General features: G+C 38.6%; 20 protein-coding genes. 19 read left to right on the top strand and 1 reads right to left on the bottom strand.

Annotated elements, in window-relative coordinates:
• Positions 1-196: 196 nt before the first annotated feature.
• Positions 197-1105, bottom strand: coding sequence for a recombination-associated protein RdgC (gene rdgC / locus DS885_RS01925; protein WP_113817715.1), 909 nt, complete (start codon positions 1103-1105; stop codon positions 197-199).
• 570 nt (positions 1106-1675) lie between these two features.
• Here rdgC and DS885_RS01920 point away from each other — a divergent pair.
• The 19 genes from DS885_RS01920 (at position 1676) to DS885_RS01830 (ending at position 25549) form a co-directional block, all read left to right on the top strand.
• The gene (locus tag DS885_RS01920) at positions 1676-3685 is read left to right on the top strand and encodes a TonB-dependent receptor plug domain-containing protein (RefSeq protein WP_113817714.1); all 2010 of its coding nucleotides are present in this window, start codon (positions 1676-1678) and stop codon (positions 3683-3685) included.
• Between the two features lie 10 nt (positions 3686-3695).
• Positions 3696-4241 carry a YfiR family protein gene (locus tag DS885_RS01915; RefSeq protein ID WP_113817713.1) on the top strand — a complete coding sequence of 182 codons (546 nt, stop codon included), beginning with the start codon at positions 3696-3698 and terminating at the stop codon, positions 4239-4241.
• A complete protein-coding gene (locus DS885_RS01910; protein ID WP_113817712.1) occupies positions 4238-6292 on the top strand; it encodes an EAL domain-containing protein in 2055 nt (684 codons plus the stop codon). Before DS885_RS01915 ends, DS885_RS01910 begins: the two co-directional genes overlap by 4 nt.
• Before the next feature lie 127 nt (positions 6293-6419).
• Positions 6420-7103: a phosphate regulon transcriptional regulator PhoB gene (phoB, locus tag DS885_RS01905; protein WP_113817711.1), complete on the top strand. Its 684-nt coding sequence runs from the start codon at positions 6420-6422 to the stop codon at positions 7101-7103.
• 69 nt (positions 7104-7172) lie between these two features.
• The gene (gene phoR / locus DS885_RS01900) at positions 7173-8462 is read left to right on the top strand and encodes a phosphate regulon sensor histidine kinase PhoR (RefSeq protein WP_113817710.1); all 1290 of its coding nucleotides are present in this window, start codon (positions 7173-7175) and stop codon (positions 8460-8462) included.
• Positions 8463-8874: 412 nt separating this feature from the next.
• Positions 8875-9792 (top strand): AAA family ATPase, encoded by a 918-nt coding sequence (locus tag DS885_RS01895; protein WP_113817709.1) that lies wholly within the window; start codon positions 8875-8877, stop codon positions 9790-9792.
• A 3-nt stretch (positions 9793-9795) separates the two neighbouring features.
• Positions 9796-10785, top strand: a complete 990-nt coding sequence (locus tag DS885_RS01890; protein ID WP_113817708.1) for a DUF58 domain-containing protein — start codon at positions 9796-9798, stop codon at positions 10783-10785.
• Between the two features lie 4 nt (positions 10786-10789).
• Entirely contained in the window at positions 10790-12775 is a 1986-nt protein-coding gene (locus tag DS885_RS01885; protein WP_113817707.1) for a transglutaminase family protein, read from the top strand.
• A gap of 4 nt (positions 12776-12779) precedes the next feature.
• Positions 12780-14522: a NosD domain-containing protein gene (locus DS885_RS01880; protein ID WP_113817706.1), complete on the top strand. Its 1743-nt coding sequence runs from the start codon at positions 12780-12782 to the stop codon at positions 14520-14522.
• Positions 14523-14580: 58 nt separating this feature from the next.
• The gene (locus DS885_RS01875; protein ID WP_113817705.1) at positions 14581-15336 is read left to right on the top strand and encodes a Nif3-like dinuclear metal center hexameric protein; all 756 of its coding nucleotides are present in this window, start codon (positions 14581-14583) and stop codon (positions 15334-15336) included.
• 831 nt (positions 15337-16167) lie between these two features.
• A complete protein-coding gene (locus DS885_RS01870) occupies positions 16168-17799 on the top strand; it encodes an ABC transporter substrate-binding protein (protein ID WP_113817704.1) in 1632 nt (543 codons plus the stop codon).
• A gap of 125 nt (positions 17800-17924) precedes the next feature.
• On the top strand, positions 17925-18845 hold the full coding sequence (gene oppB / locus DS885_RS01865; protein ID WP_113817703.1) for an oligopeptide ABC transporter permease OppB: 921 nt from the start codon (positions 17925-17927) through the stop codon (positions 18843-18845).
• Between the two features lie 11 nt (positions 18846-18856).
• Positions 18857-19759, top strand: coding sequence for an oligopeptide ABC transporter permease OppC (oppC, locus tag DS885_RS01860; protein WP_113817702.1), 903 nt, complete (start codon positions 18857-18859; stop codon positions 19757-19759).
• 20 nt (positions 19760-19779) lie between these two features.
• A complete protein-coding gene (locus DS885_RS01855) occupies positions 19780-20745 on the top strand; it encodes an ABC transporter ATP-binding protein (RefSeq protein WP_113817701.1) in 966 nt (321 codons plus the stop codon).
• Entirely contained in the window at positions 20745-21734 is a 990-nt protein-coding gene (gene oppF, locus DS885_RS01850) for a murein tripeptide/oligopeptide ABC transporter ATP binding protein OppF (protein WP_113817700.1), read from the top strand. Before DS885_RS01855 ends, oppF begins: the two co-directional genes overlap by 1 nt.
• A 193-nt stretch (positions 21735-21927) precedes the next feature.
• Positions 21928-23031 carry a 3-isopropylmalate dehydrogenase gene (gene leuB / locus DS885_RS01845; protein WP_113817699.1) on the top strand — a complete coding sequence of 368 codons (1104 nt, stop codon included), beginning with the start codon at positions 21928-21930 and terminating at the stop codon, positions 23029-23031.
• Positions 23032-23102: 71 nt separating this feature from the next.
• Positions 23103-23639 carry a YaeQ family protein gene (locus DS885_RS01840; protein ID WP_113817698.1) on the top strand — a complete coding sequence of 179 codons (537 nt, stop codon included), beginning with the start codon at positions 23103-23105 and terminating at the stop codon, positions 23637-23639.
• 89 nt (positions 23640-23728) lie between these two features.
• On the top strand, positions 23729-25183 hold the full coding sequence (gene thiI / locus DS885_RS01835) for a tRNA uracil 4-sulfurtransferase ThiI (RefSeq protein WP_113817697.1): 1455 nt from the start codon (positions 23729-23731) through the stop codon (positions 25181-25183).
• 183 nt (positions 25184-25366) lie between these two features.
• The gene (locus DS885_RS01830; protein WP_220149623.1) at positions 25367-25549 is read left to right on the top strand and encodes a DUF1737 domain-containing protein; all 183 of its coding nucleotides are present in this window, start codon (positions 25367-25369) and stop codon (positions 25547-25549) included.
• The last annotated feature ends 62 nt before the right edge of the window (positions 25550-25611 follow it).

The following is a 25611-nucleotide window of genomic DNA, read 5'->3' as shown; positions in this document are numbered from 1 at the left end:
TTAATACAATTGGTATTAAATGGTTTGTTGGCGGAGGTCATCACTTAAAACTAATATAATACTGGATCGATTGAGTGTTTCAGAAACGTGCAAGTATTGAAGTCTTTTTATTAATCACACTAATCACTAGGCATAAAAAAACCTGCTAAAGCGCAGGTTTAATTGAAGTTTACTGAATGGTGAATAGTTTGGTTATTTACAAACTTTGCTCACCACCGAATATCTCTACTAATGAGGGGATAAGTTGTTTTATCTCTCCGGTCATCAAAATAAAGTCTGCATCAAAACGCGCTGCAAAATCATCTGCTTCTATGTGTTCATTTTGCTCTTGTAGTACGTCAGAGAACTTCAGACGCTTCAGGGCAAACTCTTCACCAATCACAAAAGAGATACTATCAGCCCAGTTTAGCGCTAGTTTAGTAACAAATTTATCTGAATCGAGGTGTTTCTTTATCTCTTCTGAAAGCAGGTCTTGTTGCTTACAACGAATAATACCGCCACCTTCTAGCGCAGAGCATAGTTCCGCCTCATCTTCTAATTGGAAGTTAGCAGGGATGTTGCCTTCTACTAACCAGTCTGTCATCACTACATCGGTTTGGTTTTGAAGTTGAACTGGGACTACTGGTAAACTACCTAGGGTTTTACGTAAAAGAGAGATAAGCTCTTCTGCTTTACGAGCACTTGAGCAATCAACATATAGCATGTTGGTTTCATTATCTATCCAAGCGAAAGTTTGAGAAGTGCGGCTAAATGCACGTGGCAATAACTGCATGATAATATCTTCTTTAAGGCTATCTTTTTCTTTTTTCTTTAACGCGCGGCCTTGTTCTAATTCAATTGCTTCAACACGTTCATTGAGTTGATCTTTGATCACCCCAGCAGGTAACATCTTTTCTTCTTTTTTAAGGCAAATTAAAATCTGTTTTTGGTGGATGTGAGTGTACATACTGCCACTTTTACCCATTGGAAATACCCAGCCGAGTTTAGAAATATCTTGGCTACCACAAGGTTTAAACTTAAATTCCTCTAGGTTTCTTTCTAGTGCGCTGTCGTCCTGTTCCATAGGGCGAGTAAAACGATAAACTTGAAGGTTTTTAAAAAACATGAAATGCACCTTAATCTGTAAGAGGTAAAAGAGCATCGAGTGTAAATGATTTTATATCAAGCATCAAAATTTGCGTGACCATGCAGTCATTAATTTATTATGATTTACTCATTTTGATATATAAATTTGCTTTTTTACTGTTGTTTGTGGCTATACTGGTGCAACGGCTTCTTTTTATTAGATTAAATAATGTTAATTTCGTATTTTTATGCTTTTATCTACTCAATAATGAAGCTATCTGAATATTATTAATTCTATGCATAACATTTTGCGTTATAAAAATTAACCCAAAGAGGGCCTTGTGTCTTTTAAAGGTTAACTTGATTAATCGCCAAATAACGACAATATGTTAATTCTTTAATAGTCGTTATCTTTAGGTAAGTTACGATTAGCATGTACGATATTAAACAGTGCCACCTTAAAGCTAATTTTCTGTATTGGAATATTTGCAATGACACAATCTATAGATCAATAAATGAGTCGTTAGGTTGAGATAGGATAGTAGCTTCTTATTCTCCAGTGGTATTAGTAACTAAAAAAATTATTGTTTTATCAGGATATGGATTTTATATGGAAATTACTCGAGCAATGAATAGCTTAAGATCGAAACATCACCATTATTTCGCAATGTTTATGTTGGTTTTCTCAAGTCAGGCTATCTTTTTTAACCAGGCTCACGCAGAGTCTGAAGCCGTTTTTGACGACTTACCTAGCTTAGATTTTGACAGTTTAATGGCGGCTGATATACAGGTTACTTCAGCCATGAAACGTCTGCAAAATAAGTCCGATACGGCGGCCTCCATTTATGTACTTACACATAATGAAATCATTCAATCAGGTGTTACCTCAGTTGCACAAGCCTTAACGTTAGTACCGGGTATGCAAGTGCGTAAGTTAGATAATAATCAATGGGCTATTACTAGTCGAAGTACGGCAGGACGCCACTCCAGCAAATTATTAGTGATGATTGATGGGCAGAGCATCTATAACCCTGGCTTTGCTGGTGTGTACTGGGAGGCGATTAATGTGCCTCTTTATGATATAGACCGGATTGAAGTGATACGTGGTCAAGGTGGTTTATTATGGGGAAGTAATGCCACCAATGGTGTGGTAAATATTATTACTAAACACACTATGGATACCCGTGACAATCTTGTACAAGTCGCGACGGGGACAAAGCAGGATTATAAAGCTGATTTTCGAGTTGGTGGTGATCTGTCCAACTATAGCTCGTTTAGAGTATCAGGTGGCATTGAGAAAAGTGATGCTGCTAATAAAAGTGACAGAGAACTCTCTGCAAATGATGATGGTAAAAAACAAAATATAAATGCGCGAGGAGATATAAATATCAGTGATGATTTATCCTTATTAGCGCAATTCTGGTACAACAATATAGATATGGGACAGAATTTACGTCTTGCTGACCTTAACACTAACTTAGCGACCGCTGTTGTTGATCAATACTCTCTTGATTATTTGCAATTAATGACCCGATTAGACTATCGTTTATCTTCTGATTCTAATCAAATGTTACAAGCTTCCTTTAGTTCACAACGTGGTGATCAGGCTTATTATAGAGATCGATTTTTAACCACTGATATTGATTATCAAATGAACACGCTCATTAAAAATACTCAATTTGATTGGGGCATTAATTATCGCTATACCGATGTGTTCATTGAAGAGAGTGATTACTTTTCTAACATCAGTAACGTAAATCACTATGACCACTTTGGTGGATTTGTTCAATTTCAATTTAATTTAGTGCCTGACAAGTTTAAGTTGATTGTGGGTAACCGTTCCGAAAGAAATAGCTTTACGGGGTGGGAGCATCAACCTATGGTGCGTTTTTTATGGACACCGGCATCTCGCCATTCGATTTGGGGAGCCGTTTCACAGGGCGTTAGAATTCCTTCTTTCTTAGAATATAACAATATGGCTCGTATTCATTCCGCTTACGGTATTCGTACCGATATTGTTGGTAGCAATGATATTGATGCAGAAAAATCGGTATCTAAAGAGTTAGGCTACCGTTATAGCTTGAGTGACGTTGAAGTGGATGTTTCTTTATTTCATACAAAAGCCCGTAATGTGTTAGTGATTGAGCCTAATGTTAACGATACTTTTACTTATATTACTTATAACTTTTTATCTGAGGGTGAATTAACCACTTATGGTGGTGAGGCGACTGTACATTGGCGTCCTTATCAAAGATTAAGCACTGAGCTGGGGTATAGTTTTACCTCTTACCAATACGATTTACCTGAGGGAACAGAAGAAGCGATTGGTTACGATTCTTCTATGCGTCAAATTATGGCCAAAGCAAATTTTGAACTAACCAATGACCATCAGTTTTCTGTTATTTATCGAATTGAAGATGGAGAAGCTTACGATACAAGAGACTATGCAGTATTAGACGTAAGTTGGCGTTGGCAAGTTAATGAAATGCTCACTTTTTCCCTAACTGGTAACAACTTATTGTACGGTAAGCATATTGAGTATGGTAACTCAGGCGAAGCTTATACTATTGCCACCTATATTGAACCGAGTTATTTAGCTCAAATAACGGCAACATTTTAGGTATCATGCCATGTTAATTTCACGTAAATTTAGCATGCTATTGATTGGACTTCTACTCTTGACTGTCTCAGGAGAGTTATTCGCTACGCCAAGGGAAGAAGCGATAAAATCAGGATTTATATACAATTTTGCTCGCTATTCTCAGGGGAAATGGTTTAATGCTAGCCATCAACATAACTATAATATCTGTAGTTTCAATTTAGATTTTGTCGTCACAGCCACTAAAACATTATTGCATATGAAGGTGGAGTCTCGTCCTGTTAACTTAATATTGTTAACTAAGGATAATGTGGATCTAACGAGTTGTAATACTTTATTTATTTCAAAAGCTGATACGGATATTTGGAATACCATGGAAGAAAAACAACACTTTCCAAATATGATGTTAGTGGGAGAGTTTGACGGATTTTTGGCCTCGGGAGGGCATATCAACTTTTTTATCGTTAGTGGTAAAATTCGATTTGAGGTCGCACCAAAACGTTTAAGAAAGTCAGGTATAAAAATGAGCTCTAAAGTACTGCGGTTGGGTAGAGTTTATGAAGAGAGGGCACAATGATTTTACCTCGTGCTTTAACCGAGTCATTAAATGCTAAGTTGTTAATGATTTTAATGGTAGTAGCTCTCTTTAGTAGCATGACTATTGCGGCTATGTTTACCGTTTATGAATTAAATGCTGTTACAAAAGCTGAGCAGTCAAAGCTAAATTCAATCGCTAAGATTCTTGCACCTACCTTAACGGCTTCCCTTATCTTTCAAGATGAAGTGAGTGCTTCAGAGTCATTAGAGTCATTACTTGGACAAAGTAATATTGTAAGCGCTACCATTAAAGATAATGATGGCAATCTATTTGTAGGGGTTTCTACAAAAAAGAACAATGAAGTTAAAATATTTAATAAATTGATGGTAAGCCATACACCTTTAATAATGAAAGGGGTAAGGCATGGTTTATTAAGTATTACTGCCGATTACTCTGTGATTGAGCGCAGCCTATTATTCTTTAGCTTATTTTTATTAGCCATATTAGCGTTAATTTTACTCCTGAGTTTTATACTGTCGTTATTCTTGCGAAAAAGTCTTATCTATCCGCTTACTCATTTAGCGCATGTTGCGGAGCGCGTCACTAAAACCAATAACTATAATTTACGCTCTAAAGTATTAACCAGTGATGAAGTTGGTAATCTGGCTAGCTGTTTTAACTCTATGCTAGAAACCATCAAACAGCGTGATAATTCATTGGAAGAAACAGTACAGCAGCGTACCAACGCATTAGAAATTGCGAATAATCAATTAACTACTCAAGCCTTTAGTGACCCTTTGTCTGGCTTACCTAATAGACGTTACATTCTAGATAAACTGGCGACTTTAGTTAATCGCAGTGAGACACATGAATTTGCCCTGTTAGGTTTAGATTTAGATGGCTTTAAAGAGATTAATGACACCATGGGTCATGACTTTGGTGATCTACTGTTGATTGAAGTGAGCAATTGTATTACCAATATTCTTGATGAATCGGCAATTCTAGCGAGATTAGGGGGAGACGAGTTCCTTATTTTAGTGGAGGGGGCCGTAGGTAAAGCCGCTTTAAGTTCTCTATCTAACACCATTAATCAACAATTAACTAAAGGTTTTTTGATTCAAGGAAAGCATGTATTTGTGACTACTAGTATTGGTATCGCCATTTTTCCCGAAGATGGAAGAACCGTTGAAAACTTAGTCAAGTATGCCGATTTGGCCATGTATAAATCAAAAGAAGCAGGGCGTAATAGCCATCACTTTTTCGAACAATGTATGTTGGATGCAGTGATTCAAAAGCATCAATTAGTCGAAGATTTACGACATAGTTTAGAGAATGACCAATTTGAATTGTACTACCAGCCGATTGTTAACTTATTAACTAATAAAATGTGTAAAGCAGAAGCCTTGATACGTTGGAATCATCCAGAGCGAGGCTTGGTCCCACCCATTGAGTTTATTGCCATTGCCGAAGAGGTGGGATTAATCTTAGAGATGGGTGAATGGGTCGCACGCAGGGCTGCTCGAGATCTTGCTGAGTTCAAACGATTAGGTGCTGCGGATGACTTTCAAATAAGTATCAATGTATCACCAGTTCAGTTTAAAGGTGATGGGCAATGGATGTTAGATTGGTTTAAGTACACAGAGTCACTGGGGTTACAACGAGACTCAATTATTATCGAAATCACTGAAAACTTATTAATGGAAAGTGAAGATTCAATTCGCTCACAACTTACTAAATTAAAAAAACGCGGCGTGGCTATTGCAATTGATGATTTTGGTGTAGGTTACTCCTCTTTATCATATCTGCAAAAAATGGATGTTGATGTTCTAAAGATTGATAAATCATTTGTTGATGAACTGGAAAATGAGAAAAATAGCCGCGAATTATGCCAAGTTATTATCATGATGGCGCATCACTTAGATATACAAGTGGTCGCTGAAGGGATAGAAAATGCAGCGCAAAAACAAATTTTAACTGCTGCTGGTTGTGAATTTGGACAAGGTTATTTGTTTTCTAAACCCTTACCTATCGATACCTTTAAAAGACAATACTTTATTCACAGTTCTCCGATCGATCTAAGCTTAATTTAATTGATAACTAACTGCTTTAATAGTTGAATTCATACTTTTATGACAGTTGGTGTACAGTTGTAATATAAATGTAATGTTAGATGGTGATAATACTGTAATTTACAATACATAATGGTAGGTAGAGTTAATGGCGAGTCGAATTTTAGTAGTTGAAGATGAAGTTGCAATCAGAGATATGTTAAGTTTTGTATTAGAGCAACATGGCTATGAAACCTTAGAAGCTGATAACTATCAAGCTGCAATCACCCACTTACATGAACCATATCCAGATCTGATTTTATTAGATTGGATGTTCCCTGGGGGCAGTGGTATTCAGTTACTTAAATTCCTCAAACAAGATGAAATCTTACGTCAAATACCTGTTGTGATGTTAACCGCACGTGGTGAAGAAGAAGATAAAGTACGTGGTTTAGAAAATGGTGCTGATGATTATGTCACTAAGCCTTTCTCTCCTAAAGAGCTGATGGCACGTTTGAAAACCGTAATGCGTCGTGTAAACCCAACGTCATTAGATGACACGTTGAAAGTGGGTAAATTAAAGTTAGATCCAGTTTCACATCGTGCAACGTTAAATAATTCAGCTTTAGAAATGGGGCCTACTGAGTTTAAATTATTACATTTTTTCATGACTCACCCTGAACGAGTTTATAGCCGTGAACAATTGCTAAATAATGTATGGGGCACTAATGTATATGTTGAAGATCGCACCGTTGATGTTCATATTCGTCGTTTACGAAAAGCATTAGTTGATCATGACCATTTAGTGCAAACTGTTCGTGGTGCTGGATACCGTTTTTCAACGCGTTCATAGTCGGTTTAAGTGTTGTGAATAAAAGTAATAAATGACGAAGAATAGTCGTCCTAATGTAGAGTAGTGCATTTGAAAGTATATACATGGAAACAGTTGTCCTGGGCCATTTTCCTTATCTATGTGCCCGTTATTATTCTAGGTTTAATAACCGGTTGGTTAGTGGAGTTATTGTTAGTTTCTACCATAGTGCATATTGGCTGGCACTATTATTTTCTTAAAAAATTAAATGATTGGTTGTGGGTGAGTAGAAGTACGGTGTTGCCACAAGGTAAATCAGTATGGGAACATGCCTATATTGGTATTCACAATATGCAACAACGAAATCGTAAACGACGTAACCGTTTAGCCAATGTAATCAGCCGATTTCGTGAAGGTTCAGAAGCATTGCCAGATGCGGTTGTTGTCTTTAAAAGTGATGGTGAAATTGTTTGGTGTAATCGCTTAGCACAATATCAGCTGGGTTTTAAATGGCCTGATGATGCTGGTGATAAAATTACTAATCTGATCCGCCACCCTGATTTTGTTGAGTATTTACGTAGTGAAGCTTATAACGAACCATTGGATCTTATCTCTCCTATTAATATTGAAAAAATACTTGAGTTTAGGGTTATGCCCTACGCTAAAAATCAGCGTTTATTGATTGTCCGTGACGTAACAAGTTATCGTCAAATGGATGAAACAAGACGTAACTTTGTCGCTAATGTTTCTCATGAGCTGCGTACGCCATTAACGGTATTACAGGGCTATATTGAAATTTTAGAGATGAGCGCTCAAGACAATAAAATGCAGTTAAAGACCATCAACGTATTAGATCAACAAACGGCGAGAATGTGCTCTCTGGTTGAACAGTTAATGACCCTTTCAAAAATTGAAGGTGCTGCGACCTTAGATTTCTATGAAAGTATTAATATCCCGGCTTTATTAACTCAAATTGAAAATGAAGCGGTGACACTCGGGCGTAAAAAGTCGCAATCTGTTCAATTTAAAGTGGATCCTAAATTGTCGGTTGTTGGTGATGAAATGCAGTTAAGAAGTGCCATGGCTAACTTGGTTTATAATGCCATTAATTACACACCAGAAGGTGGCAGTATTAAAGTGTTATGGAAAAAATTACCAGAAGGCGCTTATTTCTGTGTGATGGATACAGGTGATGGTATTGCGTCTGAGCATATATTGCATTTAACAGAACGTTTTTATCGTGTGGATGCATCACGTTCACGAGATACTGGTGGTTCAGGGCTAGGTTTGTCAATTGTTAAGCATGCTTTATCCCATTATGATACTCAGTTGCAAATTGAAAGTAATGTGGGCGAAGGCAGTCAGTTTTCATTTATCATTCCTAATAGTTACGTTCATTAGTCGTGAGCGGTAACTGGTGCGATTAGTTGAATATGGTTATTTACTTTTTGTTTAGTAAGTGATCATTATTCAACTAATATTGTGATTCTTTACGCTTTAATTAACCTTCCTATCAAAATATCTTTTATTAATTTTCAATTATTTAAAACACTTCATTAACGTTAATAACTACTCTATTATGATTAGCAATATTTAATATAACTGTAATACCGATTAATAATACCAATCATAGTAAGTAACTGATCTATTTTACTTGTTAAAACAACTTATTTTTTCGTTGTAAGTTTCGTATAGGGAACAACCATTTACATCAACTTACGCCTCAAACTAAGCCATTTTTCCGGCGCAAAATTTAGATCAGTTATTTAATACAATTGGTATAAGATCGGTATCATTATGATAGGGATTATCAATGCAACCATTGCTGAGTGAGCTTGTTACCGCGGTTAGTCATGTATTATTAGGAAAAGATCAACAGGTTAAATTAGCCATCGCGTGTTTGATTGGTCGCGGACACCTGTTAATAGAAGATTTACCGGGAATGGGTAAAACCACTTTAGCCCACTGCTTAGGAAAAGTACTTGGGTTAGATTACCAGCGAGTGCAGTTTACCAGTGATCTATTGCCTGCCGATATTCTTGGTGCTGCAGTATTTGATAAACAACAATCAACTTTCAACTTTCATCCTGGTCCTATTTTTACTCAGTTATTATTGGCCGATGAAATTAACCGTAGTACACCAAAAACACAAAGCGCCTTATTAGAAGCGATGGAAGAGGGACAAGTCAGCATAGAGGGAGAAACTCGCCAATTACCGACTCCTTTTTTTGTGATTGCCACGCAAAACCCGACCTCTCAATCGGGTACTTTTATGTTACCTGAATCGCAACTCGATCGGTTTTTAATGCGCCTCAGTTTAGGTTACCCAGATCAACAATCAGAGCGTTTATTACTACAGGGTATAGATCCACGCAGCCGTATTAATGAGATGCAACCAGTCTTAACACATCAACAGCTTCAGTCATTACAACAACAGGTGACGTTAGTGCGTTGCAGTGATCCATTATTAGATTATCTACAAAAGTTAGTGACCTTTACCCGTGAAGATGGTCGTTTCACCTATGGATTATCGCCACGCGGGGCACTGGCATGGCTAAGCGCAGCGAAAGCTTGGGCATTATTAGCAGATCGAGATTATGTGATCCCAGAAGATATTCAAGCGGTGGCGCCCGCTGTATTAGGCCATAGAGTACGAGGTGATGAAGTAGAGCAAGGGCATGAGCATAATAATCTTATCGACTATCTCTTAGCATCGGTTGCGGTAATCTAACGGATGTTAAACCTAACTAACAGGTTATTCTCTCCAATAAAGGTGTTGCAAGCGCTCTTTTTTAGTTGGGTAGATATACGTAATCCAGTGGCCACAACAGTCGCTTTGAATAGAAGAAACTTATATATATTCCCAAGCTTAACTGGGCTTTGTGTATTTACTTTAAGTAGTATTCTTTGGTTGTTGGGCACCAGCTATCAAAATAACCTCGTTTTGGCCTTAAGTTACCTGTTAGTCAGTTTAATGATGGTCGCCATTTTTCATACCTATGCCAATTTAGCGGGCTTAACCATTAAAGTATTAGGTGTTAAGCCTGTATTTGCTAATGAAACCGCTTATTTTAGTTTACAGCTTTCGGCTGCACAGCATAAGCATTATGAAAACTTAACCATTCGCTGGTGGCAAGGAGAAGCGGCTTGTTTTGATCTTCAACCAGGTCAAGTGTTACCGATACAGGTCGCACTAGATGCTCAAAAGCGAGGCATATTAACGCCAGGCAAGTTATTAATTGAAAGTCGTTTCCCTCTAGGGGTGATACGTTGCTGGACTTGGGTTAATTTACAAACTTCTGCGGTGGTATTTCCTCGTCCATTGAAAGTGCCTTTTCCGGTGCAGTTAGGCTGCGGAAATGCTGGAGAACATGGTACAGGAGGGCAAGGTATGGAGGATTTTGATGGATTGAAAGTTTATCGTCCTGGAGATCCGATCAAACATATAGCCTGGAAGCATTATGCCCGCGAAAAAGGTTTATATTCCAAACAATATAGTGCGCAATTACATCAAGATTGTTGGTTGGATTGGCAAGACTTTGCCCACTTCGAAGTTGAGCAAAGATTAAGTGCAATCTGTTATTGGGTACTTCATTTTGAGCGCACTCAGCAACCTTACGGTTTAATCATGCCAGATACTCAGATAAAACCAGCCATCGGTGAGCAACATCGTTTAACAGTGCTGACGCTATTAGCACGCTTTAATCTTGCACGAGGTGTTTAATACTATGCACACTCCACAGGATATTTTCCAGCAACAGCAGTTGATTCGACATGACAATTTATTGTGGTTATTGATCGCACAAGGAGTGGTGATATTACCCCTATTATTTCAGTTACCCTTATGGTTATGGTTGATATGGGGCGGTGCATTATATTGGCGTTATCAAATTTTTAAGGGGAAACGACCATTTCCTAATAGCATCAGTAAATTCTTGATTAGTGCATTGGCGATTGTTGGCTTGTTTTTGAATTATCAAGGCGCTTATGGTGTGGAAGCCATGGTAGGCTTTTTAGTGTTTACCTTTATCATTAAACTATTAGAGCTGCGCAGTAGAAAAGATGGTTTATTAATTATTTGTATCGGTTTTATTGCCGTTGCCGCCCAGTTTTTATTTGTACAATCGATATGGGCGACCTTGTATGCCGCTTTTTCTTGTGTTGTGCTGATCACCGCCTGGAAAACTATTTATGTGACACGTGAGTTACCGGTTAAACAAAAGCTAACTGGAGGCGGGCTGTTATTATTACAAGCGATACCATTAATGTTGGTGATGTTTGTGGTAATGCCTCGTCTTGGTCCGTTATGGCATACGCCTTTATTAAATCAACAGGCACAAACAGGATTTAGTGAAACCTTATCACCTGGTGATATAGGGAGTTTAGTACAATCAACGGGAACAGCATTTAGAGTGACTTTTCTTGATGAGACTACGCCGAGACAAAGTGAATTGTATTGGCGAGGGTTAATATTAGATACCTTTGATGGTCGAACATGGGCGCGACAGTCTCACTTGCAATTTGCGGGAGCACCTGTGCCTAATGGAGCAAGTCAATCGACGGTTAATTATGAAATCTTGATAGAGCCACACCGTTACCCTTGGTTATTTAGTTTAGCGGAACCAATAAAATCAGATACAGGGTCGGTACGCTCACGTATTACCAGTGAAGGGTTATTGATAACAAGAGAGCCATTGACCACTCGTTTACAATATCAAGTGAGTAGTATTAGACCTCGAGAGACTGTTTACAAAGCCTTATCAAAACAACAGAGGCAGCAGTTAACGGCATTACCTATTGGTTTTAATCCTAAAACTGTGGCGTTGGCAGAAAGCTGGCGCCAAGCATCAGACTCTGCTGAAGAGATCATTAATAAAGCCTTGGCTTTTTATCATCAAGACTTCCACTATACGTTAAGCCCACCATTACTAGGTGAAAATAGTGTTGATGACTTTTTATTTTCTTCTAAGCAAGGGTTTTGTGAGCATTTCGCTAGTAGCTTTACGGTGTTAATGCGTGCCGCAGATATCCCAGCAAGGGTGGTGGTTGGATACCAAGGCGGGCGTTACGATGCATCTGAAAATTATTGGAGTATTCGTCAAGCCGATGCCCACGCATGGACAGAGGTGTGGTTAGCTGGCATTGGCTGGCTGCGTGTTGATCCAACTAGCGCTGTGGCACCGCAGCGAGTGGAACAAGGTATAGATAATGCGTTACAAGCTGATGATAGAAATAGAGTCGCCGCAGGGCAATTTAGTGCGCCGCAATGGCTAACCAATTTACGTCATCGTTTTGATGCCGCAAACTATTTATGGAGCCGTTGGGTGCTCAGTTATGATGCGCAGCAACAAAGCCAATTACTTAAACAGTTGTTTGGTGGTAAAGAGCCATGGCGTATTGGTTTAATCTTTTTACTGTTTCTGGGCAGTTTAATGGGGGCTTATATCGTTTTTGTTATTCGCCCTAAATGGCAAGCACGAACTCCCTTACAGCAGGCATTAAAAACCTTTGATAACACTTGCCAACAGTGGCAAGTACAACGAGAAAATAGTGAAACGATTGCTCAGTTTTGCTTACGCTTAAGGGGTGTGCAGCCACAACTTGATACAGCTTGCGAGCGTTTAGCTAGGTTGTCACAAGCGGCTTTATATGACCAGCAGCAAGACAATCAAAAACAACTTGTCAGCGCCTTAAAACAATTTCCTAAGGAGTAGAAAGATGCTACGTAGTCTTTATCTATTGATGGTGGGTTGTTTGTTACTGTTAGCAACTTTATCAGTACAAGCCAATGGTTTTGTTACGTCACAGTTTATAGACATAGTACAACGCTTTTCCATCCCTCATTTTACTCGCACAATCTTTGTTGATCGGCAGCTTAAACAAGCTTGTGAAAACTATGATACGGCTCGCCGCCACTGTGCTAATGGCCTGCATTTAGCAGTTACTAACTTGGCTGAAGCAACGGCGATGGCCGAGCCGGGCGATCTTTTTTTGATTCGTGCTGGCCGTTATCAGCAAGTACTACATTTGACCAAAAGTGGAACAGCATCTGCTTATATCGGCTTTGTTACCTATCAAGATGAAAAAGTGGTTATTTCCGGCGTCAATTCTCAGGATCAAGGCGAACAATACGGTGCTATATGGTTAGATGAAGTTTCTTATAATTTAGTTAATGGATTAACAGTAGAAAAGAGCATTGGATTTGGGCGCTTTATTAATGCCCATCATAATATCTTTTCTGATAATCACTTCAGTGGTTCTAGTCTTTATAATAACGGTAAAGGGGCAAGTAAACGTGGCGGTTTATACATTGCTTTTAGTGATCACAATAGCATTCTTAATAACCACTTTCAGAAGGGCACGGATCTCTTAGCCTTAGTGCACTCCAACTACAATCTGGTCGAAGGTAACGAGATGTCATTAGCTGGCCATGATCTATGGAATATAAAGTGTGGTAATTTTAATGTGATTAGAGGCAATGTTTTCAGTAACAAAAAGCAGAAAATTGGCTCTGTATTTGATTGTGAGTCAGCGACCATGAATTGGCATGGCAATGGGCAGTTTAAACAGATTCAACCTGTGTTAGATGCTAGTAAACATAATCTGATTGAGCATAATATCTTTAAAGATGCTGTACGGTATTATTCTGCCAGTGGCGGCAACGGTATCCAATACGCTGGGCAACAGGGAATTGTGCGTTTTAACCTTTTCTACCACACGAATGTGGGATTTAGTTTGTCGAGCTATCAAACGGAAGCGGCTTATAATTATGGGAATCGTATTTATAACAACACTTTTCATGATAACTGGTGTGTTGGGATTGCAATAGGGCGTTGGAAAAAACGCTTCGAAGATAACCAGTTTGTTAATAATTTACTTTGGAACAATCAAGGGTTAACCAAGAACCAATGTAAAGATCAAGGTACTCAGCAGATCCTCTTTGTGGCTAAGCAAGGTGACCAATGGTTCTTAAACAATAATATAGGTAACACCAACAGTGATAAGGTGATTGGTTTATGGGGCAAAAGTCCTGCTATGAGTGTTTATGACTTTGAGGGCAGTTTTATCCCGGTACAGTTTAAAGATAGTTTGGCTCAAGACCCACTCTTTGTTAATTCAGCCAAGGGTGATTATCAACTTAGTGCAGCGAGCCCTATGATTGACAAAGGCGTGTTATTGACAGAAATCACCAGTGACAATGATACAGGTGATGTATTGACCGTTGCAGATAGTCAGTTCTTCTTTGATGGACAGGGCATTGCAGGAATCTCCGGAGATAAGGTGATGATCCTTTCAAAGGAAACAGCTAGTTTGCAATCAGCACAGATAGTGAAAGTTGATAATGAACAACGACAACTTTATCTGGATAAAGCTGTTACTTGGAAAAAAGGAGATCAAATTTCCTTAGCTTATTCTGGTGAAAAGCCAGATATTGGTGCCTTTGAATATGTTCAAAAGTAATCTTTACCTTTATCATGGTAGGTTATAACTAAAGTCTCCTAATTTAAAAGTGAAGCCTATGAACAATCGTAAACTTGCCAACAAACTAGATCAATTTTTAGAAATCCACCAATTTAAAGATTATTGCCCTAATGGCTTACAAATTGAAGGCCGAGAGCAAGTAAAAAAAATAGTAACAGGTGTGACAGCTAATCAAGCGTTAATTGATGCCGCCGTTGAATTAAATGCCGATGCAATTTTAGTGCATCACGGTTACTTCTGGAAAGGTGAAGCACAGCAGATAGTGGGCATGAAATACAATCGTATTAAGGCCTTAATTGAAAATGGTATTAACCTGTATGCTTATCATCTGCCTTTAGATGTACATCCTGAGTTAGGTAATAACGCACAACTTGCTAAATTATTAGGTATTACCGATAGACGTCCTTTAGAGCCTTGGGATAAACGCAGTGTTGGTCGCGTTGGTAAATTTGAGCAAGCTGTTACACCACAAGCATTATCAGAGACTATTACACAGCAATTAAACCGTGAACCTTTATGGATTGATGGTGGTAAGCCAGAGATAAAAACCATCGCTTGGTGTACTGGTGGTGGACAAGATTATATTACCATCGCTGCTGAACAGGGAATTGATGCTTTTATTAGTGGTGAAATTTCAGAGCGAACTACACATATTGCAAAAGAGATGGGCATTCATTACTTTGCAGCGGGTCATCATGCAACTGAACGTTATGGCGCAAAAGCATTAGGGGAATGGTTAGCAAGTAATATGGGCTTTGATGTCATTTTTGTTGATATTCCTAATCCGGTGTAATAAGCGATTAATAACGCTAATCAACCTGCCATAGAGACTATATTGCTGATCACCTCTATGGCTTCTTTCGATTTACTTTTTACTCGTTTCATTAAATGACCTTAACCTGAAAATATCCTTCTGTTTACCCGTTGAACTCGCCTTTTCTATTCATTATTTTATGAGAAATTACCTGACTACAACGCTATTTATCAGGGCATAAAGTCGTTATTTATTACGCCCAAAAATCATTGCGCATAAAAAATATTTATGCATTCCATCACTTTTAATGATTTGAATGATAGTTTTAAGGGTGTATGTTCCTTAGTGCTCAAAAAAATAATGTTAACGTATTGATTAATTTGTAATTAATATGGTTAAAGACTGACCATGTTCATTAACAAACAGCGAATAGTTCAGTAACTTACTGCCGAAATTATTGAAAAGTTATTTTTATGCACTGGATCAAAAATATCTATTTATTTTTCTATTACAGTGTTTGACTTCGAATAGATGCTTCATAAAAATAACGTCAAAGTGACTCATATTACTTTTATCAGTGAGTAAAATATTTTTGATATTGTATCAATAATATTTTACGGTTCTGAACGCGTTGGATTGATGAAATGTAAGTAACATATTGGTGCAAATAATAAAGATATAAAAGACTTTAAAAATTATATCTATGATTTTGAAAGCCTTTTTTATTGGCCTCTATATTGCTTTACTTCAGCCACATTGACTGTTGCTTACCCAATAAAAGTCACGTTTTTAGAGTGGCTCAGTACCTCAACAAAAAGTATAAAAATAATATGAGCAATTGGAAGTTAACTACAATTAAAGGAATTAAATGTGAATAAAAATAAAATAACTAAAGCATTACTCGTTAGTCTAGGCCTTACTTTTTCTGCTACTTCTTTTAATGCCATTGCAGCGGATGTACCTGCTGGCACTAAACTAGCAGCAAAACAGGAATTAGTTAAAGGTAATGGCTCAGAAGTCGCTTCCATTGATCCGCATAAAACACAAGGCGTGCCTGAATCTAATGTTATTTTAGATTTGTTAGAAGGATTAGTGACCCAGGATGCAGAGGGTAATACCATTCCAGGCGTTGCTGAAAGTTGGGAAACAACGGACAATAAAACCTTTACTTTTCATCTTCGTAAAAATGCTAAATGGTCTAATGGTGACCCTGTTACCGCTCATGATTTTGTATATAGTTTTCAACGTGCCGTAGACCCTGCAACAGCTTCCCCTTATTCGTGGTATCTGGATATGACAACGATGTTGAATGCATCGGATATTATTGCAGGTAAAAAAGATAAAAGTACATTAGGGGTTAAAGCAATAGATGATTACACCTTTGAAGTTAAATTAGCGACACCTGTTCCTTATTTCGTGATGATGATGGGTCACACTACAATGATGCCAGTGCATCAAGCAACGGTTGAAAAATATGGTGAGCAATGGACTAAACCTGAAAACTTCGTGGGTAATGGCGCCTTTGTGATGAGTAAATGGGTAGTGAATGAACGCATCGAAATGACGCCTAATAAATACTACTGGGATAACGATAAAACCGTTTTGACCAAAGTGACTTACCTTCCACTTGAAAATTATGTAGCGGAAATGAATCGTTTTCTAGCCGGTGAAATCGATATGACTTACGACGTACCTAATGAGCATTTTAAACGCTTGAAGAAAGAGCATGCAGAGTCTTTGGCGATAAAAGGCGACCTGTGTACTTACTACTATAGTTTAAACACGCATAAACCACCTTTTGACGATCTACGTGTACGTAAAGCCGTGTCTTATGCCGTCGATCGTGATGTCATCGCTAAGTTTTTACTAGGTAAAGGTGAAAAGCCAGCTTATGGGCTAACACCTGAAATTGTGGCGCATTTTGATCCTGTATTGCCCCCTTATGCAAAACTCACTCAAAAAGAGCGTAATGCAGAAGCTAAGAAATTATTAGAAGAAGCCGGTTATAACGCAGCTAATCCACTTAAGTTTTCGCTACTTTACAATACCAGTGAAAACCACAAAAAATTAGCCGTTGCAATCGGCTCAATGTGGAAGAAAACCCTAGGTGTTGAAGTGACGTTAGAAAATCAAGAGTGGAAAACTTACCTAGAAACTAAAAATCAAGGTAACTTCCAAGCTGCACGTGCTTCATGGTGTGGTGACTACAATGAAGCGTCTACTTTCACTTCGTTAATGGAAGGTAACAACACCACTGGTGGCGTACATTATAAAAGTGCAGAGTACGATAAGCTAACGGAACAAGCGATTCTCAGTACTTCAGAGGAAGAGCGCCAGAAGCTATATTATGCACAAGAAGCCTTACTGGCTAAAGATATGCCAATTATTCCAATCTATCAATATGTTAAAGCTCGTCTACTTAACCCGCATGTAGGTGGTTATGCCCATCACAATGCTGAAGATAAAAACTACTCTAAAAATATGTACATCATCGCAGACTAGGCGTTACTTTTTTATACTACTTTAAGCTGAGGGGCTAGCTCCCTCATTACCCATTTTTTAGTCATATTAAATACACTGACACTATGCGTCGGCGTATTTTTTGTGACCTATAAACTGAGAATGTTATGTTTAAATTTATCTTAAAGAGAGTCATTGAGGCTATTCCAACATTACTAGTTTTAATTACTGTTTCTTTCTTTTTGATGCGCTTTGCACCAGGAAGTCCTTTTTCAAGTGAACGTGAACTCCCCCCGCAGGTAATGCAAAACATCAATGCAAAATATGGTTTGGACAAACCTGTTTTTGAACAATACACCACCTATTTAACCAATGTGCTACAAGGTGATTTAGGACCATCATTTAAATACCAAGACTTTACCGTTAATGAGTTGGTGGTTGCTGCTTTACCCGTTTCAGCAAAAATTGGTGCGTTTGCTTTTATCTTTGCCCTAGTGTGTGGTGTTGCAATTGGCACCATTGCGGCACTAAAGCAAAATACATGGCTTGATTATGGCTTAATGTCAACGTCGATGCTCGGCATTGTAATGCCATCCTTTGTATTAGCACCTGTACTTATTTATATCTTTTCCATTGGCTTAGGTTGGTTCCCAGCTGGTGGATGGTTTGATGGATCGTTGAAATACATGGTGTTGCCTGTGTTAGGGATGGCCATGATGTATGTGGCAACTTTTGCGCGTATTACACGTGGCAGCATGATTGAAACGCTCAATAGTAACTTCATCAGAACAGCCCGCGCAAAAGGCTTAAGCTTCTCTTATATTGTACTGCGCCATGCCTTAAAACCTGCCATGTTACCTGTTGTTTCTTATATGGGGCCTGCCTTTGTTGGGATTATTACGGGGTCCGTGGTGATTGAAACCATCTTTGGTTTACCCGGTATTGGCAAACTGTTTGTTAATGCAGCATTTAATCGAGATTACTCGTTAGTCATGGGGATCACCATTTTAATTGGATTGTTGTTTATCGTATTTAACGCCATTGTCGATATTTTATTGGCGTATGTTGATCCAAAAATTCGCTATTAAGGACTGAGTAGATGTTTACGAAAAAACAAAATGTGGAAGCAGTAGAAGCCTTCTCTAGCAATCTAGAAATACAAGGCCGCAGCCTTTGGCAAGATGCTCGAATCCGTTTTATGCGCAACAAAGCTGCGATGGTCAGTTTAGTCATTTTAGTCTTGATAGTATTGGCCGTTATTTTTGTCCCGATGGTGGCGGAATTTGCTTATGACGACACCGATTGGTACGCGTTGCATGAAGGCCCCTCTGCTACGCACTTATTTGGTACTGATAGTTTAGGCCGAGACCTCTTTGTCCGTACCTTTATTGGCGGTCGTATTTCCATGATGGTAGGGGTGTTAGGTGCGCTTGTAGCAGTGATCATTGGCACGGTATATGGCGCTACTTCAGGCTTCATTGGCGGCAGAGTAGACCGTATTATGATGCGAATTCTAGAAATTTTATATGCGATTCCATTTATGTTTTTGGTCATTGTATTAGTTACATTTTTTGGTCGAAATATTGTACTGATTTTTGTCGCTATTGGTGCGATTGCTTGGTTGGATATGGCGCGTATTGTGCGTGGTCAAACTCTGAGTTTGCGTGGCAAAGAGTTCATTGAAGCGGCACATGTCTCTGGCGTGAGCAAGTGGAATATCATTCGCCGTCATATTATTCCTAATGTATTGGGAATCGTTGCTGTTTACTCAACACTGTTAGTACCAAGCATGATCCTTACTGAATCTTTTTTAAGCTTTTTAGGCTTAGGTGTGCAAGAGCCCATGACCAGTTGGGGGGCTTTATTACAAGAAGGTGCCCAAAGTATGGAAGTGGCCATTTGGCAATTAGGATTTCCCGCTGCTTTTATGGTAGTGACGTTATTTTGTTTTAACTACATTGGTGATGGTCTACGCGATGCGTTAGATCCAAAAGACCGATAGTTGCATTAAGGAAACAAAAAATGAGTTTATTAGATGTACAAGATCTCCGTGTGGAGTTCACTACCCAAGATGGTAATGTAACAGCCGTTAATGATTTAACTTTTTCACTTCAACAGGGTGAAACGTTAGGTATTGTAGGGGAATCAGGGTCTGGAAAATCACAGACGGTATTTGCCTTAATGGGATTATTGGCCAAAAATGGGATCATTTCTGGGAGCGCAAAGTTTGAAGGAAATGAAATTCTTAACCTACCTGAAAAAGCGTTAAATAAAGTCCGCGCAGAACAAATAGCCATGATCTTTCAAGACCCAATGACATCATTGAATCCTTATATGAAAGTCAGTGCTCAAATGATGGAAGTACTGATTCTACATAAAGGCTTGAGTAAAAAAGCCGCTTTTGAAGAATCGGTAGAAATGCTTGAAGCGGTTAAAATACCTGAAGCACGAAGCCGTATTAATATGTACCCTCATGAATTTTCTGGTGGGATGCGTCAACGAGTCATGATTGCCATGGCGTTATTATGTCGCCCTAAGTTACTTATTGCCGATGAACCAACTACCGCACTCGATGTGACCATTCAAGCACAAATCATGGATCTTCTGAATGAGTTAAAGCATAAGTTTAATACAGCGATTATTATGATCACTCATGACTTAGGCGTTGTTGCGGGAAGTTGTGACAAAGTGCTAGTGATGTATGCTGGGCGCACAATGGAGTACGGTTCAGTAAACGAAATTTTTTACAAACCAAGCCATCCTTATACGGAAGGGTTATTGAAAGCCATTCCACGCTTAGATAGTCAAGCGGATGAATTACCCACCATTCCCGGTAATCCACCTAACTTATTAAATTTACCACAAGGCTGTCCTTACCAAGATCGCTGTCATCGAGTAGTGCAGGGCGAATGCGATCAAACACCACAGTTAACCGCGTTTGCAGAAGGGCGTTCACGTGCCTGTTTTTCTAATTGGGAGTCATGGTAATGGAAGCAGATAAAAAATTAATACTCGATATTAAATCATTAAAAGTACAGTTTAATATCCCTTCTAAATCACTGTTACCTTGGGCGAAACCAACCCCATTAAAAGCAGTCGATGGCATTGATCTTAAGCTTTATGAAGGTGAGACCTTAGGCGTTGTAGGTGAGTCTGGTTGTGGGAAATCAACCCTTGCTCGCGCTATTATTGGTTTAGTACCAGTTAGTTCTGGGCAAGTCGTTTGGTTAGGTGAAGACCTTGCCAGTTTGAGCGAAAAAGCGATGCGTGATAAACGTAAGCAGATTCAAATGATTTTCCAAGATCCTTTAGCGTCTTTAAATCCACGTATGAATGTGGGTGATATTATCGCTGAACCATTGCGTACTTTTTATCCAAAATTAAGTAAAGAAGAAGTGAAAGCACAGGTTAAGGAGATCATGGATAAGGTAGGGTTATTGCCTAATGTCATTAATCGATATCCACATGAGTTTTCTGGTGGTCAGTGTCAGCGTATTGGTATTGCTCGCGCATTAATCCTGAAACCAAAAATGATCATCTGTGATGAGCCTGTGTCTGCGTTAGATGTCTCAATTCAAGCTCAGGTGGTGAATTTACTCAAATCCTTACAGAAAGAGTTAGGGCTAAGCCTGATATTTATTGCGCATGATTTATCTGTGGTGAAACACATTTCAGATCGCGTGTTGGTTATGTATTTAGGCAACGCAGTCGAATTTGGTACTTCAGAAGAGCTGTTTGCCGATCCTAAACACCCATACACCAAAGCCTTGATGTCGGCTGTGCCCATTCCTGATCCTAACATTGAACGAAATAAAAAAGTGCAAATGTTAGAAGGGGATTTGCCATCACCGATGAACCCACCATCGGGTTGTGTGTTTAGGACACGTTGCCCGATTGCTGAGTCTAATTGTAGTCAATGCGAAACACCTTTAAAGGGCAGTGAAAGTCATGCTACTGCGTGTATTTTAGCGGTGTAACTTCACTTTCCAGTAATCAGATGATTGATCTGATTACTGGAGTATTGTCAATCAATCCAATATTTTACGACTTCAAATCTTCTTATTATCTTCATTAAATTGTAAAAATTATCATCTTGCATTGAAATTCTCGCCAGTTATACCTTATGATGTGCCCCAAGAAAAACAATCGAATATCATTTAGGGAATTATAATGACTACATATAACATTGCTTTATTAGCTGGTGACGGCATCGGTCCTGAAGTTATGAAGGAAGCGGTAAAGGTTTTAAAACTAGTTGAAGCGCGTAACGCTGACGTTAACTTTGAATTAAACGACGTATTATTTGGTGCTGCTGCTTACTTTGCAACTGGAAAATCTTTCCCTGAAGAAACAAAAGCGGCTTGTGATAAAGCAGATGCAATCTTAAAAGGTACGATTGGTTTAAATCACGAAGATTCTCAAAAGATTCCAGTTGATGAGCAACCTGAGCGTGGCGCATTATTACCACTACGTCGTCGTTATAATACTTATGCTAACTTCCGCCCTGTATACCTACCAAAAGGCCTTGCTCACTTTTCTCCATTAAAAGAGTCTGTAGTGGGTGACGGTATCGATATCATGCTAATCCGTGAATTAGTCGGTGGTTTATACTTTGGTGAGAAAGAAACGGGTGTTGACGCTGAAGGTAAGCGTTTTGTTCGTGAAGTATTAGAATACGATGAAGATCAAATTCGCCAAATCATTCGCGTTGGTTTTGAAGTGTCAATGAAACGCAAAAAAGTAATGCACAACATCCATAAATCAAACGTATTAAAATCAAGTGTTTTATGGAATGAAATCGTTGAAGAAGAAAGCAAAAACTTCCCTGAAGTTGAAGTGATCAATATTCTTGTTGATGCTGCTGCAACATACTTATGTCTAAAACCAACTATGTTTGACGTGATGGTAATGGAAAACATGTTTGGTGATATCTTAAGTGACCAAGGCGGCGGCATCTTAGGTTCTCTAGGCCTTATGCCTTCAGCTTGTAAAGGCCCTGAAAAGTCATACTACGAACCATCGCACGGTTCTGCGCCAGATATTGCTGGTAAAGGTATTGCTAACCCATACTCAATGATCGGTTCTGTGGCGTTAATGCTAGAAATGAGCTTTGGTATGGAAAAAGAAGCGAAAAACCTGTGGGCAGCAATGCAAAGTGTTTTTGCAAACGGTTATTCAACATCAGACCTATCTAAAGAAGGTGAAGCAAACTTAGTAAGTACTGCTGAATTCGGTGATATGGTTTGTGAAGAATTGGCTAAAATGCCTGTATAATCATTGTTAATCAATGATTAAATAATGTTAAACCACGTTATATAACGTGGTTTTTTTTTGGAGAAAGCAAAATGGCACTAAAGCCGACTATTATTAAAATGAACATCAATGTCTCTAATTTAGACGATGATGTTTATGAAAGTATTCCCTTAACTATCGCTCAACATCCATCGGAAACCACTGAACGTATGGTGACCCGAACATTAGCTTTTGTATTAAATAATCAAGAGTTTCTCAGCTTTACGAAAGGGTTAAGTGAAGTCGACGATCCTGATATCTGGGCAAAAAATTACAGCGACGAGTTTTTGTGTTGGATTGATGTGGGTGAACCTGCATTTGAGCGAATTAGAAAAGCCTGCCATCAAGCTAAAAGCGTGAAAGTGTATACCTTTAATACTAAGTCCAATGTGTGGTGGAAACAATCTGAGAAAGAGTTTAATACAACTAAAGCGCAGGTTTATCAATTTGAGTTTGAACAGATTCAGGCTTTTGCCGCATTAGTTGAACGTACTATGGATTTTAGTATTACTATTACTGATAATGTTTTTTATATTGCGACTGATAAAGGTAGTTGTGAAGTGAACCTAACTACTTTAAAAAGTGAGTAATAGGTATAAACATTGCACACTGCAATTGACAGCGTATAATCCGCACTTCTTAAAATTAACACAGTCCTGAATCCAAAGTTGGTACCCCCATGAAATTTATCGTTAAGCTTTTTCCTGAAATCATGATGAAAAGTAAACCTGTGCGTAAGCGCTTTAGTAAAATGTTACAGGGAAATATCCGTAATGTATTAACTCGTCATGACGAAGATATTAAGGTAATTCTAGAGTGGGATAAAATCATCGTGCGCAGTACTAACGATGATCCAGATAATAAAGCAACAGTGATTCATTATCTAAAAAGTACGCCAGGTATCGCACACTTTTTAGAAGTCACTGAATCTAAATTTACGGATATTCATGATATTTATGAACAAACAAAAGCATGTTTTGGTGATAGCTTAGCGGGAAAAACCTTTTGTGTTCGTGCAAAACGAATTGGTACACATGACTTTGGCTCAAACGAAGTAGAGCGTTACGTGGGTGGTGGTTTAAACCAACATACTGAAGCTGTTTCTGTTAAATTAAAAAATCCTGATGTGACGGTCAATATTGAAATAAACGACGATAAATTGTTTATGATTGACCAACGTCATCAAGGGCTGGGTGGGTTCCCATTAGGTACACAAGAGTCTGTATTATCGCTTATCTCAGGTGGTTTTGATTCAGGTGTGTCGAGTTACAAGTTATTGAAACGTGGTTCACGTGTACATTACTGCTTCTTTAATCTTGGCGGTGCGGCACACGAAATTGGCGTGAAGCAAGTGGCTTATCATTTGTGGGAGCGTTTTGGCGCTTCACACCGTGTTAAGTTTGTTTCTGTCCCTTTTGAACCCGTTGTTGCTGAGATCCTTGAAAAAGTAGATAACGGCCAAATGGGTGTTGTGTTAAAACGTATGATGATGCGCGCCGCAAGTAAAGTCGCTGATAATTTAGCGATTGAAGGTTTAGTGACGGGTGAAGCGTTAGGTCAAGTTTCAAGTCAAACATTGCGTAACCTTTCGGTTATCGATCAAGTGACAGAGACTTTAATTTTACGTCCATTAGTCGCAACGGATAAACAAGAAATTATCGATTGCGCTCGTGAAATTGGTACTGCTGAAATATCTGAAACTATCCCTGAATATTGTGGTGTTATTTCTCAACGTCCTACTGTGAAAGCGGTGATGGCCAAAGTTGAGAAAGAGGAAGCTAACTTTGATATGTCACTGATTGATCAAGTTGTTGCCGATGCAGCAACATTAGATATCAAGGAGATAGCGACAGCAGCTAAAGAACAAGTTTCTGAGGTAGAGTCTGTATCTGCCTTTACTGCTGACGAAGTGATATTAGATATCCGTTCTGCAGAAGAGCAAGAAGACCAACCATTAGAACTTGATGATGTAAAAGTTGAACATCTACCTTTCTTCAAGCTAGCATCTAAATTTGAAAGCTTAGATCAAAGTAAAACCTATTTGCTTTACTGCGACCGTGGCGTGATGAGTCAATTACAAGCCTTATACTTAAAAGAAGCTGGTTTTGAAAATGTGAAGGTATATAGACCTTAGTCATCAGACCTTGGTAATAATTTAAGCTTTAAAAGCAGATTATCGAAAAACGGCATTAAATATGCCGTTTTTTTATGCAAGTGGTTTGTTAATTCACAGTTTTTTTGAAAATTAATAGGTGATTCTAGCTAAAAAGTCGTATCCTGAAGTTACGTTCATAAATTACGAAAAGGATACTGGAAAATGCCACATTCAATTGATAACTATAGATTAATTACGGGTAAAGATGATTCAGAGTTTTGTAAGCGTATTACTAAAGCATTAAGTGAAGGTTATGAGCTTTATGGGTCACCAACAATGACCTTTAATGGTCAACATGTTGTGGTAGGGCAAGCTGTGATCAAAAGACCCTCTCAATTGGTCTAATACCAATCATACTCATTAACGAATCAATTTAATTGGTATAAAGCTATTAAAAGCAAGCTTAG

This window comes from Psychromonas sp. B3M02 (assembly GCF_003318165.1).
Taxonomy (GTDB): domain Bacteria; phylum Pseudomonadota; class Gammaproteobacteria; order Enterobacterales; family Psychromonadaceae; genus Psychromonas.
Note: the sequence above shows the minus strand (reverse complement) of the source record. Positions and strands in the feature narration are given on the sequence as shown.

Bases quoted from the DNA above. Each gene is read 5' to 3' on its own strand.
- leuB (WP_113817699.1), top strand. From the start codon at position 21,928: ATGACTACATATAACATTGCTTTATTAGCTGGTGACGGCATCGGTCCT.
- DS885_RS01915 (WP_113817713.1), top strand. From the start codon at position 3,696: ATGTTAATTTCACGTAAATTTAGCATGCTATTGATTGGACTTCTACTC.
- DS885_RS01920 (WP_113817714.1), top strand. From the start codon at position 1,676: ATGGAAATTACTCGAGCAATGAATAGCTTAAGATCGAAACATCACCAT.
- DS885_RS01910 (WP_113817712.1), top strand. From the start codon at position 4,238: ATGATTTTACCTCGTGCTTTAACCGAGTCATTAAATGCTAAGTTGTTA.
- DS885_RS01855 (WP_113817701.1), top strand. From the start codon at position 19,780: ATGAGTTTATTAGATGTACAAGATCTCCGTGTGGAGTTCACTACCCAA.
- DS885_RS01840 (WP_113817698.1), top strand. From the start codon at position 23,103: ATGGCACTAAAGCCGACTATTATTAAAATGAACATCAATGTCTCTAAT.
- DS885_RS01875 (WP_113817705.1), top strand. From the start codon at position 14,581: ATGAACAATCGTAAACTTGCCAACAAACTAGATCAATTTTTAGAAATC.
- DS885_RS01895 (WP_113817709.1), top strand. From the start codon at position 8,875: ATGCAACCATTGCTGAGTGAGCTTGTTACCGCGGTTAGTCATGTATTA.
- DS885_RS01830 (WP_220149623.1), top strand. From the start codon at position 25,367: ATGCCACATTCAATTGATAACTATAGATTAATTACGGGTAAAGATGAT.
- thiI (WP_113817697.1), top strand. From the start codon at position 23,729: ATGAAATTTATCGTTAAGCTTTTTCCTGAAATCATGATGAAAAGTAAA.
- oppF (WP_113817700.1), top strand. From the start codon at position 20,745: ATGGAAGCAGATAAAAAATTAATACTCGATATTAAATCATTAAAAGTA.
- DS885_RS01880 (WP_113817706.1), top strand. From the start codon at position 12,780: ATGCTACGTAGTCTTTATCTATTGATGGTGGGTTGTTTGTTACTGTTA.
- DS885_RS01885 (WP_113817707.1), top strand. From the start codon at position 10,790: ATGCACACTCCACAGGATATTTTCCAGCAACAGCAGTTGATTCGACAT.
- phoB (WP_113817711.1), top strand. From the start codon at position 6,420: ATGGCGAGTCGAATTTTAGTAGTTGAAGATGAAGTTGCAATCAGAGAT.
- rdgC (WP_113817715.1), bottom strand. From the start codon at position 1,105: ATGTTTTTTAAAAACCTTCAAGTTTATCGTTTTACTCGCCCTATGGAA.
- DS885_RS01890 (WP_113817708.1), top strand. From the start codon at position 9,796: ATGTTAAACCTAACTAACAGGTTATTCTCTCCAATAAAGGTGTTGCAA.
- oppB (WP_113817703.1), top strand. From the start codon at position 17,925: ATGTTTAAATTTATCTTAAAGAGAGTCATTGAGGCTATTCCAACATTA.
- oppC (WP_113817702.1), top strand. From the start codon at position 18,857: ATGTTTACGAAAAAACAAAATGTGGAAGCAGTAGAAGCCTTCTCTAGC.